The sequence below is a fragment of the Mycobacterium sp. PSTR-4-N genome (genome assembly GCF_022348085.1).
Lineage (GTDB): Bacteria > Actinomycetota > Actinomycetes > Mycobacteriales > Mycobacteriaceae > Mycobacterium.
The window spans coordinates 90,792-106,393 of sequence record NZ_JAKRFN010000001.1; the positions used below are offsets into that span (position 1 = coordinate 90,792).

Annotated in this window: 16 protein-coding genes; 5 read left to right on the forward strand and 11 right to left on the reverse strand. The window is 66.5% G+C overall.

Features of this window, described 5'->3' with window-relative positions:
- Nucleotides 1-58 precede the first annotated feature (58 nt).
- Both MHN84_RS00595 and MHN84_RS00600 read right to left on the reverse strand, forming a co-directional pair.
- Nucleotides 59-490, reverse strand: a complete 432-nt coding sequence (locus tag MHN84_RS00595) for a hypothetical protein (protein ID WP_241202701.1) — start codon at nucleotides 488-490, stop codon at nucleotides 59-61.
- A gap of 1 nt (nucleotide 491) precedes the next feature.
- Complete coding sequence (locus MHN84_RS00600) at nucleotides 492-869, reverse strand: hypothetical protein (protein ID WP_374238301.1); 378 nt, start codon at nucleotides 867-869, stop codon at nucleotides 492-494.
- 118 nt (nucleotides 870-987) lie between these two features.
- On the opposite strand from MHN84_RS00600, the gene MHN84_RS00605 reads away from it, so the two are divergent.
- Nucleotides 988-1,497 (forward strand): hypothetical protein, encoded by a 510-nt coding sequence (locus tag MHN84_RS00605; RefSeq protein WP_374238287.1) that lies wholly within the window; start codon nucleotides 988-990, stop codon nucleotides 1,495-1,497.
- A 13-nt stretch (nucleotides 1,498-1,510) separates the two neighbouring features.
- On the opposite strand, the gene MHN84_RS00610 is transcribed toward MHN84_RS00605, so the two are convergent.
- Genes MHN84_RS00610 through MHN84_RS00645 form a run of 8 tightly spaced genes read right to left on the reverse strand, consistent with a single transcriptional unit; the run spans nucleotide 1,511 to nucleotide 10,673 of the window.
- A complete protein-coding gene (locus tag MHN84_RS00610; protein ID WP_241202702.1) occupies nucleotides 1,511-3,031 on the reverse strand; it encodes an MCE family protein in 1,521 nt (506 codons plus the stop codon).
- Complete coding sequence (locus tag MHN84_RS00615; RefSeq protein ID WP_241202703.1) at nucleotides 3,031-4,275, reverse strand: MCE family protein; 1,245 nt, start codon at nucleotides 4,273-4,275, stop codon at nucleotides 3,031-3,033. Before MHN84_RS00615 ends, MHN84_RS00610 begins: the two co-directional genes overlap by 1 nt.
- Complete coding sequence (locus tag MHN84_RS00620) at nucleotides 4,272-5,735, reverse strand: MCE family protein (RefSeq protein WP_241202704.1); 1,464 nt, start codon at nucleotides 5,733-5,735, stop codon at nucleotides 4,272-4,274. Before MHN84_RS00620 ends, MHN84_RS00615 begins: the two co-directional genes overlap by 4 nt.
- A complete protein-coding gene (locus tag MHN84_RS00625) occupies nucleotides 5,732-6,814 on the reverse strand; it encodes an MCE family protein (protein WP_241202705.1) in 1,083 nt (360 codons plus the stop codon). The genes MHN84_RS00620 and MHN84_RS00625 overlap by 4 nt, the downstream gene beginning before the upstream one ends.
- Nucleotides 6,814-7,848 (reverse strand): MCE family protein, encoded by a 1,035-nt coding sequence (locus MHN84_RS00630; RefSeq protein WP_241202706.1) that lies wholly within the window; start codon nucleotides 7,846-7,848, stop codon nucleotides 6,814-6,816. The genes MHN84_RS00625 and MHN84_RS00630 overlap by 1 nt, the downstream gene beginning before the upstream one ends.
- A complete protein-coding gene (locus MHN84_RS00635) occupies nucleotides 7,845-9,011 on the reverse strand; it encodes an MCE family protein (RefSeq protein ID WP_241202707.1) in 1,167 nt (388 codons plus the stop codon). The genes MHN84_RS00630 and MHN84_RS00635 overlap by 4 nt, the downstream gene beginning before the upstream one ends.
- 31 nt (nucleotides 9,012-9,042) lie before the next feature.
- Nucleotides 9,043-9,906 (reverse strand): ABC transporter permease, encoded by an 864-nt coding sequence (locus tag MHN84_RS00640; protein WP_241202708.1) that lies wholly within the window; start codon nucleotides 9,904-9,906, stop codon nucleotides 9,043-9,045.
- Complete coding sequence (locus tag MHN84_RS00645; RefSeq protein WP_241202709.1) at nucleotides 9,903-10,673, reverse strand: ABC transporter permease; 771 nt, start codon at nucleotides 10,671-10,673, stop codon at nucleotides 9,903-9,905. The genes MHN84_RS00640 and MHN84_RS00645 overlap by 4 nt, the downstream gene beginning before the upstream one ends.
- Before the next feature lie 212 nt (nucleotides 10,674-10,885).
- On the opposite strand from MHN84_RS00645, the gene MHN84_RS00650 reads away from it, so the two are divergent.
- The 4 genes from MHN84_RS00650 to dmpG all read left to right on the forward strand — a co-directional run bounded on the left by MHN84_RS00650 (nucleotide 10,886) and on the right by dmpG (nucleotide 14,684).
- Entirely contained in the window at nucleotides 10,886-11,767 is an 882-nt protein-coding gene (locus tag MHN84_RS00650; protein WP_241202710.1) for an alpha/beta fold hydrolase, read from the forward strand.
- Between the two features lie 98 nt (nucleotides 11,768-11,865).
- On the forward strand, nucleotides 11,866-12,660 hold the full coding sequence (locus tag MHN84_RS00655; protein WP_241202711.1) for a 2-keto-4-pentenoate hydratase: 795 nt from the start codon (nucleotides 11,866-11,868) through the stop codon (nucleotides 12,658-12,660).
- A gap of 33 nt (nucleotides 12,661-12,693) precedes the next feature.
- Nucleotides 12,694-13,644, forward strand: a complete 951-nt coding sequence (locus tag MHN84_RS00660) for an acetaldehyde dehydrogenase (acetylating) (RefSeq protein WP_241202712.1) — start codon at nucleotides 12,694-12,696, stop codon at nucleotides 13,642-13,644.
- A complete protein-coding gene (gene dmpG / locus MHN84_RS00665; protein WP_241202713.1) occupies nucleotides 13,641-14,684 on the forward strand; it encodes a 4-hydroxy-2-oxovalerate aldolase in 1,044 nt (347 codons plus the stop codon). The genes MHN84_RS00660 and dmpG overlap by 4 nt, the downstream gene beginning before the upstream one ends.
- A 47-nt stretch (nucleotides 14,685-14,731) precedes the next feature.
- On the opposite strand, the gene MHN84_RS00670 is transcribed toward dmpG, so the two are convergent.
- Nucleotides 14,732-15,601, reverse strand: coding sequence for an SDR family oxidoreductase (locus tag MHN84_RS00670; RefSeq protein WP_241202714.1), 870 nt, complete (start codon nucleotides 15,599-15,601; stop codon nucleotides 14,732-14,734).
- Between the last annotated feature and the right edge of the window lies 1 nt (nucleotide 15,602).

Sequence of the window (15,602 nt, forward strand, 5' to 3'; positions counted from 1 at the left end):
GGTAAGCGGCGGGACTCCTGACGGTCACCGAGGTTTCCCATCCAGCGGTCACTGCGGACTACCAGTTCCGCATCGAGCACAACGCTCCGCGTGGCCCCTCGGCGTGATCGACCTCCACACCGTCGACGGTCATCTGGCAGCGCAACCTGATCGCGACTCCTGTGGGCGGCCCGGCCGCGGTCACCGTGACCATTGCCCAGCGATCGGGATCGGCCAACACGGCCTGATGTACCCATGGGGCGCCGGGCTCGAGATGGACGTCGTCGCGTGGGCTGTACCGGTAGGGGTCGTGGCTGTAGTCGGCCCACGTCGGAGGTTCCATGTCGCGGTAGTAGATGCCGACACCGACGGGACGATCCGTGGTGACGGTGTAGGTCACCTGGTGCAGCGGCGGCCCGTCGTCGGCACCCGCGGTCGATGTTCCACTCGTGCACAGCGCACCGAGGGCGAGTACGCAGCCGGCCAGGCCGTTCGTCGAGGTGATCGTCATGTCAGGTGTCTCCCCGAACCCATCGCGCGGCCCCGTCGACGCCGATGCAGGAGAGGAACAGCCCGTCGGGCGCCTGCGCGACGGTGTTCACCGCGCCCTCGCACGGCGAGTTCTCCTCCCGGACACCCTGCAGCGGCGGCGACCGGAAGTAGCGGGGCGCATACCGCCGCGGGGAACCGCAGAAGACCAACCGCCCCCAGGATGTGGTGCCGAAGACGTAGTGGGCGGTGTCGGCGCACGGCGCGCCGAGGACGACGCCGCCGGTGATACCGGGCACACAGGATGGATCGTTGCATTCCTGGGGTGCGGCAGCGGCTTTCACCGGGATCGCGAGAGCCGCGACGAGGAGCGCCGTGGTCGCGATCGCCCGTGCCTGCACGTCGGACACTGTGCCACCGCGATCGCCAGGTGCCATCGCATCGTCCACTGGGTGGGAGAGTTTGCGGCCAGGCGCGGCCGTACCAAGGACAGTGTGCTCTCGAGGTGAGGAGAGAGCCATGCGGTTGTCGACGATGTCGATCGCGCTCGGGGTGCTGATGGCAGCGGGGGCCGGTCAGTCCGGCCCGGTCGCCGAGGCGTCCCCGGAGTGGGGTCTCAACGGCGACTACGTCGCCACGTCCAATGGCGAGTGGGCCAAGACCAACGACGTCTTCCACGACGAGGCCAGCATCCGCAGCACCTGGTCGATCACCACCACGTGCAGCTACCCCGGCGAGTGCACCGGTACCGTGCACAGCGACTTCGGTTGGGACGCAACGATCTATCAGAAGAGTTCGGTCTGGTACGTCAAGAAGATGGTCGACAGATGGCAACCGTGCCCCGACGGCAGCGCCGGTCCCGGGCTGCAGGTTTTCCGGTTCTACCCGGCGACCGCCGACGGCAGCGGCACCGATCCGTCATCGACCACCTTGATGGGTGAGGACTCGACGACCGGAGTGAGCGGCTCGTGCGGAAGCAGCAAGGTGCTGTTCATCACGATGCCGTTCAAGCTCGTCAAGATCACCTGAGCAGCAGGCATTCTCAGCTGGGGAACAAATCCTTCCAACTTCGCTGCCCGGTGCGCGGAACGAGATCGGTCTGCCGATACACAGCGCCGTCGGGTGTGGCGTACCGGCCGGTCTGCGGGTCGTACGTGGCGAACGCCACGGACGGACTGCCGGACCCACCCGGGTGGTAAGCACTCGGGGCCGCCGGCGCGGGGTCGGTGTCCGCTGGTGGCGGCGCAGCAGTTGCCGGCGGTGTGCCCTCCAGCGGTCCGTAGATCTCGCCGTCACGGTCGACGCGGGAGTCCGGTGGAATCCCCTGCGCCAGCAGGTTCGGATCGATCGGATAAGGACCGAGGGCATGCTGGCGCATCGCCAGAGGTTCGTAGGGCTTGTCGCTGTTGCAGATCTCGACGGTGGGTGCACGCTTGCCGGGGTTTCCCATACACGGGTAGTTGCGTGCGCCGCGAACGCCGATGGGTGAGTCCTGTGGCAGTTTGCAGTACAGGCCGTCCGGGGTGTCGATGTCGGTCGTGTCCTCTGGCGATCGCCACGCCGAGGGGGGCAGGAATCCCACGGTGCATGCCGGCGGGTCGTTCATGGTCAGGGTGAAATCGCCCAGCGACATGCCGGTCGGATTGTTCTTCGGAGCACCGTAGGCCTGGGTGGAGGCCACCACAGGTGGCAGCAGCACCAGGAGTTGCTCGAGGGCGGGTTTGTAGGTGACGCCGACCTGACCGAGGCTGGTCAGATTGGCCAGCAGTATCGGCAGCGTGGGTTTGACCTGGTTGAACAGCCGGGACGCCTCGTCGGCGGCCCCCGGTCCGGTGGACAGCAGCGTGCGGACCTGGGGGTCGTCGGCGGCGACCTGCCCGGTGACGCCTGCGAGGCTGCGGGCCCACGTGCGGATGGCGTCGACCGATTCGGCCTGACCGTCGAGCAGGGGTGCGCTGTCGTTGATGAGCGCGGTGGCCTGGTCGGCGTGAGCGTTGGCGTCGCCGATCAGCCGCGAGGAGGAATCGAGCAGAGAGCCGACGTCGGAACCGGTTCCGTTGAAAGCGGTGAACGTCTCGTCCAGCAGGGGGCTGATCTTGTCCTTGGGAATGCTGCCGATCAAGGCGCTGACCTGATCGAGCATCGGCCCGACGGCTTGCGGGATCGAAGTGTCGGACGCCGGGATCACCGATCCGTCGCGCAGGTAGGGGCTCGCGTCGGTGCGGGGCTGCAGGTCCACATACTGCTCGCCCACCGCGGAGACGCTGAGCACCGCGGCGTGCAGGTCGGCCGGGATCCTCGGTGAGGTGGCCAGCGACAGCGTGGCTTCGGCGCCGTCTCGGGTGGGTCGGACGTCGGTCACCGTCCCGATCTGCACGCCGCGGTAGGTGACGTTCGAGAACCGGTACAGGCCACCGGTTCCGGGGAGTTGCAGGGTGACCGTCATGCGGCCGACACCCAGCAGGGTGGGCGCCTGCAGATACGTCACCACCATCACCGTCAGCCCGATCACCGAGGCGACCGCGAACAGGATCAACTGGGTGCGAACCAGCCGGGTGAGCACTAGTTGCCTCCTGCGATCGGGGGCACCGGCGCGGGTTCGGCGCCGGCGGGCGGAACAGGTGCGCTCGTCGTCGACGACGGGACGGCGTTCTCCGCCGGTGGGTCGATCAGCGGCGGCATCGTCGACACAGCGGTCGGCGCGGGTGTGATCGGCATGTTGATCGGGTCCTTGGTGTAGTTGGCATACCAGGGATCTCCGGGTGCCGGCACCAGGGGTGCGCCTTCCTGACCCCATCGGGTGCCCAGGAACAGACCCCGTTTCAGGCGGGGAATGGTGAAGTCGAACGTGATGAACTCGTTGAGGTAGTCACCGCGGATGGCACGGTCGATGAAGTTCTGCGGGTAGGGGTAGGTCGGCACGAACGCCAGGTCTGAAGCCAGATTGGGTCCGACATCAGCCAACGCCCGCACCGTTGGTTCGAGGTTGCGCAGGTTGGTCACCAGGTCGTCCTGGGTCGCCTCGATCAGGGTGGTCGCGGTGTCACTGAAGTGACCGAGCTTCTCCAGCGCTGTCGTGATGCGGGGCCGCTCCCTGACCAACACGTCCAATGCCGGCGGAATGCGGTGCAACGCATCGGTGATCACGGCGCGTTGGCCCGCGAGCGTCGCCGAGAGGCGGTTGAGCGCCGCGATCGATGCGTTGATGTCGTCGCGCTGATCGGCGAACGTGCCCACCAGGTCGTCGAGGCGGGTGAGCAGGTCGCGGATCTTGCCCTGCCTGCCGTCGAGCGCGGCGTTGAATTCGCCGACCAGTTCCCCGATCTTGCCCAGGCCTCCCCCGTTGACCAGCACGGACAGCGACGACAGGGTCTGCTCCGTGGACGGGTACGTCGACGTCTTATCGAGTGGCAGCGTCGCCCCCGGAGAGAGCCGTCCGGTCGGCGACTGGCCGAGCGGTGGGTCGAGCGCGATGTGCATGGAGCCCAGCAGGCTGGTCTGTCCCACGGTTGCGACGGCGTTAGAAGGAATGACGACATCGGGTTTGACGGAGATCTCGACGTTCGCGTGCCAGTTCTGCACGGTCATCCGGGACACGCTGCCGACGATCACGTCGCTGACCATCACCGGTGAATTCGCCTCGAGCGAACCCACATTGGCCAGTTGCAGCCGGTAGGTGGCCGCGTCGGGAGCGCGTCCGACGGTGCCGGGCAGCGGCAACGAGTTGAGGCCGTTGAACGCGCAACCCGTCAGCGTGATCATCGAGGTGCACCCGACTGCGGCCAGGCGGCCGAGGCATCGCTTCATGGGGTACGTCCGGGTGCCGCGGGGACGGGCGCGGCCTCGGCCGGCAGCAGCATGTCCTGCAGTGAGCGCGGCGAGGCTGCCGGGGCCGGCGCGGGGACACCGGGCGGGATCGGCGCGCCGGGGAACAGTGCCGGCGAAGGATTCGCCGCCACCGACCGGTTCGGAGCGTAGGCCCCTGGCGGGCCCGGGGGCGCGCCCCATCCGGCGGGGGGCGCTACTTCGCCGATTCCGGTGTAGGCCGACACGGCCGGCTGCTCCGAGTACGGCTGCGGCGCTCCGCCCTGGCCGCCGGGGGCGATGTTGGGATCGGTGTACACGAGGTTCTCGGGGCTGGGCGCCTTGCGCAGATAGGCGTTGAACGGCAGTGGCAGGTAATTGAAGTTGATCAGTGACAGCGCCGGCCCGAGATACTGCGCGCACAACTTCGATGTCTCTGCGGCGGTGGCGTTCTTGACCGCGGCGATCGCCGAGCACACCACCGACACCGGGTCGGAGAAGTTCGACAGGGCGAATGCGCCGACGGCGGTTCCGCTGTCGGGGTTGTAGATGTTGTAGCCGTTGGCGATCGCGTTGGGCGCGACGTGCAGCACGTTCTCGAGTTTGAGTCTGTTGTCGACGAGATTCTGCGTGATGTTCGTCAGGTGCTGCAGCTGTTCGACGGTCTGGTCGCGGCTACCGGCGATGAACCGTTGGACATCACCCACCGCGGTCGCCAGGTTGGTCAGCGCCGCGTCCAGATCGGTGCGGCTGCCGTCGATGACGCTGGTGACGCTGGCCAGCCGATGCTGGAATTGGACGATCTGGGTGTTGCTGTCGCGCAGTGCGGTGACGAAGACCTGCAGATTCTTGATGATGTCGACGATGTTGCCGCTGCCCTCGGCGAGAATCCGACCGACGCCGGCGAGCTGGCCGAGGGCTTGATGCAGTTTTTCACCGTTGCCGTCCATCGCTGCCGCCGCGCTGTCGATGAATCGGCTCAGTGAGGTGGCTGACGCACCACCCAGGGGTCCGAGGTCGGAGGCCAACCGCATGAGCTGGTCTTTGACCTGGTCCCATTCGACCGGAACGGCCGTGTCCTGCAGACCGATTCGTGCTCCGTCGATCATCGTCGGACCGCTGTCCTCGTAGGCGGGGGTGAGCGCGACGTAACGGGCGGCGACCAGGTTCTGCGCCATGATGATCGCTTTGGCGTCGGCGGGGATCGCCACGCCGTGGTCGATGGCCAGAGTGAGCGTGGCGTGGTCCCCGGCAGGATCAATGCTAGTGATCTTGCCGACTTTGACCCCGGCGACACGCACCTCGTCTCCGGGGTAGATCGCGGTGGCCGAGGTGAAATCGGCGGTGATCGTGGTCGGCCCGAAAACGGTCTGCCGCACGAGCACTCCCGCCCCGGCGAGACCGAGCACGATCAGCACGATGAGCGCGACGCGCGTGAGGGATGCGCGATGGCGGGTGATCATCGGCTACCTCCGGGAATCCCGTTGTGGGGCCACGGGAACTCCGCGCGTGGCCCGGCGTTGTCGGGTGGTTGGCCCGCATTGGTACCGCGCCGGAATCCGAACGCGTAGTCCAGGAACGGCTGCAGCGTCTGCGAGGGCAACAGGTTGCCGATGAACGCGTTGTAGTACCAGCCGTTGTTCACCGATTCACCCTGCGTCACCTGATATTTCGCCAGACCGGCGAGGGCGCTGGCGATGTTGTCCCGGTTCTTCTCGAGCATCTCGCTCACCGAGTTCAGCTGCTTCAGCGTCGGCGCGAGTTCTGATTCGTTGTCGTGGACCAAACCGGACAACTGCTGCGCCAGTGCCGAGGTGTTGGCCAGGAGGTTGACGATCGCGTAGCGGCGCTGGTCCAGCACCTCGGTGAGCGCGTTGGCGTCGAGCAGCAGGGTGTTGACCTGTTGGCTGCGTTCGGAGAGTATGCCGGTCACATCCGCGGCGCTCTTGAGAAGCTCGGCCAACGATTCGTTGCGACCGTTGATGGTCTGCGACAGCTGGGTGAGGCCGTCGAAGGTCGGACCCAGCTGGGGCGCCATCGCATCGATGGTGTCCGACAGCGTGTCCAGCGATTGGTTCAGCGCGCCGGTGTCCGTCGCAGCGGTGTTGCCGGTGAAGTCGCTGACGGCGTCGGTCAGGGAGTACGGAGAGGACGTGTGGGTCAACGGAATGGTGTCCGCGGAGTGCAGGGTGCCGGCACCGGCGGGTTCCAGCGTCAGCATCCGGGCACCCAGAACGGTTCCGGTGCGGATGTGGGCGGTGGTTTCGGCGCCAAGGTGAACCCCGCTGTCGAGGGTGAACGTCACCAATGCCTTTCCGTGACTGAGCGAGACGTCGGTGACGGATCCTTTCGTCACACCCGACACCTTGACGTCATTGCCGGCAGTGAGGCCGCCGGCTTCGGCGAACAGAGCTCGGTACTTGATGGCCGTGGCCCATGACCACAGCGCCTGGGGCTGCAATCCGACAGCGATGACGAGTGCGATCAGGATCAAGCCGATGAGTCCACTGCGAATGAGCTGGGACCCGCGATATTTCAACATCAGGGCTCCCCACAACGGCCGGTGGTCTGCATGATCCAGGGGAAGTAGGCGGTCCTGCCCTGCAGGTCGGTGACCCGGACGTTCATCCCGCACAGGTATTGATTGATGAAGCTGCCGTAGGAACCGAGGCGGACGAGCTTGCGGTAGTTCGCCGGCGCCTTCTGCAGCGAGAGGTCCAACCGCGCCTTGCCGTCGTCGCTGGCGAGCAGCGGCGCCAGCCGGGTGAGCTGGTCCACGGTGCCCGACAACGGGGGTCGCGCCTGGGTCATCAGATCGGTCAATGACGCGGTGCCGTTGTCCAGGGCCGTGATGGCCTCCCCGATGGGATCACGCTGCTCGGACAGACCGGTGACGAGTTCTTGCAGACGCTGCACAGCGCCGGAGAACTGCTCTCCGTCGTGGGCCACCGTCGCCATGACGGTGTTGAGGTTGTCGATGAGCTGCTGCACGGTCTGGCCGTTGTCCGCGAGAGCCTGGGTGAACGACGACGTATGCGACAGCAGGGATTCCACGGTGCCGCCCTGTCCTTGCAGGATCTGGATCAGTGAGTTGGTCAAGGCGTTGACGTTCTGCGCGTTGAGGCCCTGGATGACAGGTTTGAGCCCGCCCAGCAGCAGATCGAGATCCAGTGCGGGCTGGGTGCGCTCCCGCGGGATCTGTGAGTCCGGCGCTTGCAAGCGTGTCGAGCCGGGACTGTCGAGCAACTCGAGATACCGGTTGCCGACCAGGTCGAGATAGCGGATGGCGACTTTGGTGGAGGTGGTCAGCACCACGTCGCGGTCGGCGTCGAATCGGACCACCACCGTGTTGTCCGGCTGCAGCGACACATCGTCGACGGTGCCGACGCGTAATCCCGCGACGCGTACCGAATCGCCGGCTTTGAGGCTGGAGGCGTCGGTGAACACCGCAGAGTAGCCGTTGGTGGACCCGGTGCGGAACTGCCCCATGATGACGAACAGGGCGCCTGTCAGCAGCGTCATGATCACGCCGAACACGCCGAACTTGAGCGCCGTCCCGTATCGGCCGCCGCTCATCCTGGCTGACCGATCTGGGCGGTGTTGCGCGGCGGGCCGTCCAACGGGCCGAACAACGCTTCTTTGAGGCCGTCGGAGTTCAACAGAATTCCCTGATTTCCGTATTGGGCCGGGTTGGCGTCGATGTCGGTGACCACGAACGGCGGGCGCGCCCCGAAGCGGACATTCGGCAAGTCCATGCACTGGGGGCCACCGGTGGCGGCGACCTTCGGCAGGTTCTTGGGATACCGGTAGCGCTCCGTGCCGAGGAGGAACGAATCCAGCAGCATGACTCCCGGCAGTGGCTGCGGCGCGCCCAGGGCCAGCGGCTCGACGCCTTTGAGCGCGCACGTCAACGCGGGGTTGTACTGGTTGGTCAACGTGGTGGTGGGGACGAGAAGGCGCATGACGTCGATCAACGGGTCGCGGTTGGTGGCGACGACGTCGGTACCGATGTCGGCCAGTCCGATCGTGCTGACGAGCAGGCTGTCGAGGTCTGTCTGACGATCGACGAGGGTGTCGCTGAGCCGAATCGCGTGGGTGGCGGTGGCGACCAAGTCGGGCGCGGCGTCGGCGTAGGCGTTGAGAACACCGGGAGCTACCGCCATTTCGCGGCGTAGCGCAGGCAGGCTGGGGTTCAGCTTGACCAGCAGATCGTCGAAGTCGGTCATGGTCTGACCGAGCTTGTCGCCTCGCCCGTCGAAGGCTTGGGCGAGTGCCCCGAGGGTCTCGTTCAACTTCTCGGGCTGGATTTCTCGCAGCACCGTGACCAATTGTTCGAACACTGTGTTGATCTCGACAGTGACATGCCGGGCGTCGAGCACCTGGCCGGGGTGCATCGTGTCGGTCGACGGCGTCGGCGGGGGAACCAGGTCGATGAACTTCGCGCCGAACACAGTGCTCGACGCGATCTGGACGCCGGTGTTGGCCGGGATCAGCGAGAGGTAGTCGGGATCCATCGCCAGCCGTATCGCGGCCTGCCCGTCGGGCAGTGCGTCGATGGCGACCACCTTGCCCACTTGGGCGCCGTGCAGTTTGACCTTGGCCTCGGGGTTCATCACCAGACCGGCACGAGGCGAGAGAACGGTCACCGAGGCCGTCGGGGCGACCCCGCCCCGGAACATCACGACGGCGCCGGCGATCACGGCGATGGCGACCGCCACGGCAACCGCGCCGGTCCACATGCGTACAGCGTTGGCAGACAACAGATTCCTGCTAACCGGAGAGGTTGAAGTTGCCGTTGGAGCCGTAGACGGCCAACGAGACGAGCAGGGTGATGCACACGACCACGATCAGCGAGGTGCGCACCGCGTTGCCAACGGCGACCCCGACCCCCGCGGGGCCGCCGGAGGCGAAGAATCCGAAGTAGGTGTGGACCAGCAGGATGGCCAACGCCATCAGCAACGCCTGCAGAAACGACCACAGCAGATCGATCGGGTTGAGGAAGGTGTTGAAGTAGTGGTCGTACAGACCGCCGGACTGGCCCAGCAGCACCACCGTGGTGAACTGGCTGGCCAGAAACGACAGGATGACCGCAATCGAGTAGAGCGGCGTGATCGCCACCATACCGGCGACGATGCGGGTGCTCACCAGGTATTCCACTGCCCGGATGCCCATCGATTCCAGAGCGTCGATCTCTTCGTTGATGCGCATCGCCCCCAGTTGCGCAGTGACACCGGCACCGAATGTGGCCGCGAGACCGATGCCTGCGACGATGGGCGCCGAGATGCGCACGTTGATGAATGCGGCCAGGAAGCCGGTGAGCGCTTCGATGCCGATGTTGCCCAGCGAGCTATAGCCCTGGATCGCCAACACCCCACCGGTCGCCAGTGTCAGGAAGCCGACGATGACCACCGTTCCACCGATCATCGCCAATGTGCCTGCGCCCATGCTGATCTCGGCGATGAGGCGGACGACCTCGCTGCGGTAGTGCGCTGCTGCGTACGGTACGGCCCGCAGCGCCCTGCCGTAGAAGAGCACGTGATCGCCGATGCCGCCGACGATCAGCGCCGGGCGTCTCGTCGCCCTCGCCAGGCGCGGGTACGTCGATTGAAGAGCCACCTGGGTACTCCCTGTCATCTGCTGGTCAACTGGATGCCGATGGCGGTGACCACGACGTTGACCACGAACAGGCCCATGAATGCGTAGACGACGGTCTCGTTGACGGCATTGCCGACGGCTTTCGCTCCACCGCCGGAGATGGTCAGCCCGCGGTAACAGGCCACCATCCCGGCGATGAGGCCGAACAGCGCGGCCTTGACGCACGAGATCGCGACCTCCGGGATGCCGGTCAGCAAGGTGATACCGGCAGCAAAGGCACCGGGGTTGACGTCTTGGACGAACACCGAGAAGAGGTAGCCGCCGAGGATGCCGATGATGACGACCAGGCTGTTGAGCAGCAAGGCGACCAGGCCCGAGGCAAGCATTCTGGGTGTCACCAGTCGCTGCACGGGGTTGATGCCCAGCACCTCCATCGCATCGATCTCCTCGCGAATCGTGCGCGACCCCAGGTCCGCGCACATCGCGGTCGCGCCCGCCCCGGCGACGATCAAGACCGTCACCATCGGACCGACCTGGGTGACCGCGCCGAAGGCCGCGCCGGCCCCCGACAGATCGGCCGCCCCGAGCTCACGCAGCAGGATGTTGAGGGTGAACGACACCAGCACGGTGAACGGGATCGCCACCAACAGCGTGGGCGCCATGGACACCCGGGCCACGAACCACGACTGGTCGAGGAACTCGCGCCACTGAAATGGCCGGCGCAAGACGAACTTGGCGGCATCGACCGACATGGCGAACAAGCCACCGATCCCCTGCAGCGGGACGGCGAGTTGTCGCTGCGGCATCGCTTCCTCCTGTGACCGGGGACACGTTCGGCCCCGGGGAACCCTCGCAGCTTCGCGGCGGCCGGACCATGGGGCGTCCCGCCCATCGGGAGAACGCGATCCGGCGCCTGGGGAGAACGGCGGGCCACCGGTCACCGGAACGCGGCGTTGCGCGTGCCGGTGCCCGCGTGTGACGCTGCGCATGACGATCTGCGGCGACGAGAAGAGGACCCGTGTCACATACCGCTGCTGTTCCGAGCACGTCCGGCGCAGCCGAGACATTGCGTGAAACACCCACCAGTGCGGGGGCTTTGCGCTACTACGACATCGGTCAGGGACCGGTGGTGTTGTTCTTGCACGGGTCGGGGCCCGGCGTGACGGGGTGGCGGAACTTCCGTGGCGTCCTGCCGACGTTCGCCGAGCACTTCCGCTGCTTGATCCTGGAGTTCCCCGGCTTCGGGGTGTCCGACGACTGGGGTGGGCATCCCATGGTCACCGCGCAGGGCACGGTGACCCCGTTCCTCGACGCGTTGGACATCGAGCGGGTTCACATCGTCGGCAACTCCATGGGCGGCGGCGTGGGTATCAACACCGCTATCACCGCGCCCGAACGCGTGGACCGGCTGGTGACCATCGGCGGGATCGGCACCAACATCTTCTCCCCCGGCCCCAGCGAGGGCATCCGGCTGCTCCAAGAGTTCACCGAGGACCCGACGCGGCAACGCCTGGTCGACTGGCTCAATTCAATGGTCTACGACCAATCGCTGGTCACCGAGCAGTTGATCGACGAGCGCTGGGCTCTGGCCACCGACCCCGAGACATTGGCGGCTGCGCGCCGCATGTACGGCAAGGCTGCCTTCGCCGCGATGATGACGGCGATGGCCTCCTCCGAGGCGCCACTGCCATGGGCGCGCATGCACAAGGTCGCGGCCCCGACGTTGCTGACCTGGGGGCGCGACGACCGGGTCAGCCCGCTCGACATGGCGTTGATACCGATGCGGACGATCCCCAACGCCGAGTTGCACGTGTTCCCCCGGTGCGGGCACTGGGCGATGATCGAAGCCAAGGCCGCGTTCGAGTCGGTGGTCACCGCGTTCCTTCGCCGGGTGGCCTAGCACACGTCCACTGGGCGGAACACGACCGGCTGGCACCCGCGGACGCATTCCTAAGGTGCATTCGCAGGCGGCCGCACCGCCCGCCCGAAGGGATTCCCATGCTGGACACCACGACTCGCGACGCCGCCGCGCACATGCTGCGCCACGCCGAACAGCAGTGCCGCCCGATCGACCCGCTCATCGAGGCTTACCCGGGCCTCGACATCTCCGACGCCTACGCGATCCAACGCGCCAACATCGCCGAGCGACTCGCCGCAGGCGCGCAGATCTGCGGACACAAGATCGGCCTCTCCTCGCCGGTGATGCAGCAGATGATGGGCGTCGACGAGCCCGATTTCGGACACCTGCTGACCGACATGATCGTCGAGAACGGCGCCGCCGTCGATCTGTCGTCGCTGTGCCACCCCCGCGTCGAAGTGGAGGTGGCGTTCGTCCTCGGCGCCGCGCTGCCGGCGGATTGCACCAGCGAGGATGTCCTGAAATCCACCGAGTATGTCTGCGCCGCAGTCGAACTCATCGACAGCCGTATCTCGAACTGGCGCATCGGCATCATCGACACGATCGCCGACAACGCGTCGTCGGGCAAATTCGTCCTGGGTCCTGACCGCGCGGCGCCCGATGCGGTCGATCTCGCCGATGTGGATGCGGCGCTGTACTCGGGCTTCGGCGGCCGCGACGTCCTGGTGACCCGCGGCTGCACCAGCGCCGTCCTCGGTCACCCCGCCAACGCGGTCGCGTGGCTGGCGCGCACTCTGTCCGCATACGACGTCACGCTCGACGCAGGCCATGTCGTGCTGTCCGGCTCGTGCACCCGCGCTGTCGATGTGGCCAAGGGTGACCATTTCCGAGCCGAACTCACCGGACTCGGTGAAGTCTTCGTCGAATTCATCTGAAACAGTGAACTTTCAATGTCAGGAGTGAGCCCTGTGGCTGACAAGGCAACCGTGGCGATCGTGGGCTCGGGCAACATCAGTACTGATTTGTTGTACAAGTTGTTGCGGTCGGAGTGGCTGGAGCCGCGCTGGATGATCGGGATCGACCCGGCCAGTGAGGGTTTGGCTCGCGCCCGCACGCTGGGTTTGGAGACCAGCCATGAGGGGGTGGACTGGCTGCTCGCCCGGGACGAGATGCCGGACATGGTGTTCGAGGCGACCAGTGCCTACGTGCACCGGGATGCCGCCCCGCGCTATGCCGAGGCCGGTATCCGGGCGATCGACCTGACACCGGCGGCGGTGGGGCCGGGGGTGATCCCGCCGGCGAATCTGCGCGAGCATCTGGACGCGCCGAACGTGAACATGGTCACCTGCGGTGGGCAGGCGACCATTCCGATCGTCTACGCCGTGAGTCGTGTGGTGGGGGTGCCCTATGCCGAGATCGTGGCGTCGGTGTCCTCGGCGTCGGCGGGTCCGGGCACCCGGGCGAACATCGATGAGTTCACCAAGACCACGAGCGCGGGGGTGTCGAGGATCGGTGGTGCGGCCCGCGGTAAGGCGATCATCATCTTGAATCCGGCGGATCCGCCGATGATCATGCGCGACACCATCTTCTGCGCCATTCCTGAGGACGCCGACCACGCCGCGATCACGGCGTCGATCAAGGAGGTGGTGGCCGAGGTGCAGACCTATGTGCCCGGCTATCGGTTGCTCAACGAGCCGCAATTCGATGAGCCGTCGGTGGTCAACGGAGGCACCCATGTCGTCACGACGTTCATCGAAGTGGAGGGTGCGGGCGACTACCTGCCGCCCTACGCTGGAAATCTGGACATCATGACTGCCGCGGCCACCAAGGTGGGCGAGGAGATCGCCAAAGACAGGCTCGGTGCGACCCGCGATGAGCGCTCGCGCGAAGAGCAGACAGTCTCAGGAGGTCACGCATGAGCGGCATCTATTTCGATCCGATGTGGGATGTGCGGATGACGGACACGTCGCTGCGTGACGGGTCGCATCACAAGCGGCACCAGTTCACCAAAGACGAGGTCGGGGCTATCGTGGCGGCCTTGGATGCGGCGGGGGTGCCGGTCATCGAGGTCACCCATGGTGACGGGTTGGGTGGGTCGAGCTTCAACTACGGCTTCTCCAAGACCCCGGAGCAGGAGCTGATCAAACTGGCCGCCGAGACGGCCAAGGAGTCGAAGATCGCGTTCCTGATGCTGCCCGGGGTGGGCACCAAGGAAGACATCAAAGAGGCGCAGAACAACGGCGGGTCGATCTGCCGGATCGCCACGCACTGCACCGAGGCCGATGTGTCGATCCAGCATTTCGGGCTCGCCCGCGAGCTGGGGTTGGAGACGGTCGGGTTCTTGATGATGAGCCACACCATCAGTCCTGAGAAGCTCGCCAAGCAAGCCCGCATCATGGCCGATGCCGGATGTCAGTGCGTCTACGTCGTCGACTCCGCCGGTGCGCTGGTCCTCGAGGGTGTCGCTGATCGGGTGGCGGCGTTGGTCGCCGAACTCGGTGACGACGCCCAGGTGGGTTTCCATGGGCATGAGAACCTCGGCCTCGGGGTCGCCAACTCGATCGAGGCGGTGCGGGCGGGCGCCAAGCAGATCGACGGGTCGTGCCGCCGGTTCGGCGCCGGGGCGGGTAACGCGCCGGTGGAGGCGTTGATCGGGGTGTTCGACAAGATCGGCGTCAAGACCGGCATCGATTTCTTCGACATCGCCGATGCCGCCGAGGAGGTCGTGGCCCCGGCGATGCCGGCCGAGTGTCTGCTGGATCGCAACGCGCTGATCATGGGTTACTCGGGGGTGTATTCGAGTTTCCTCAAACACGCCATCCGCCAGTCCGAGCGCTACGGGGTGCCCGCCCACCAGTTGCTGCACCGCGCCGGACAACGCAAGCTGATCGGCGGCCAAGAGGACCAACTCATCGACATCGCCCTGGAGATCACACGCGAGATGGACGGAGCTCAGTAGACCGCCACCGAACGCACGGTTTCTGACGCAGAACGCGAGACGCGACGTCAGAAACCGTGCACTCGCGAGTTTCTGGAGAACGCAGCCATCCGGTACAGGTAGCGCGGGATCGTCGCCGTGGGAACCCGGCGGGGCCAGTGGTCGGCGCGGAAGTACGCATCAGAGCCGCCGTCGACGAAGATCACACTGCCACAGAGGAAGTCGGCGGCGTCGGAGAGCATGAACTGTATCCAGGCCGCGATGTGCTCGGGATCTCCGAAGCCGCCGACGGGCACCGGAAAGGTCCTGACGGCCTTGGCCTGACGAGGCGAGGCGAGCTGTTCTCCGAGCAACGGGGTATCGATCGCGCCGGGCGCGATCGCGTTGAGCCGGATCCCGGCACCGGCCCACATCGGCTGCACCGCCGTGCGACGGACCCAGCGCGCCACGGCGATCTTCGACGCGCCATATGCCATCGCCGGCGCGGTCGAGCCGAACACCCGGACCGCGCGCAGCGCAGCGGGTAGATCGTCACGCAGGAGCGCCCGCTGGGCGCGCCGGGGCACCATCGGCATGGTCGTCGCCGAGTTACTCCCTACGACGACCGCCTTGGCCGATCCGGCAGCCGCAAGCGCCGGTCGCCAGGCTCGTGCGAGGTCGACGACACCGAAGTAGTTGACCGAGAGGATGGTCTCCGCGCTCCCCCTCCCGGGGCGTGGCCCCACCCCGGCGGCCAGCACCGCACCATCGAGATGACCCTGCGACGCCTCGAGCACAGTGGCCGCGGCGTGTGCGCGCCCCTGCGGGCTCGACAGGTCGGCGATGACGTCGGCATCGCGCAGATCGACGGTGATCACCCGATGACCGTCTGCGCGCAACCGTTGCGCGGCGGCGCATCCCATTCCCGATGCGGCTCCGGTGACAACGTGAACCCCCACG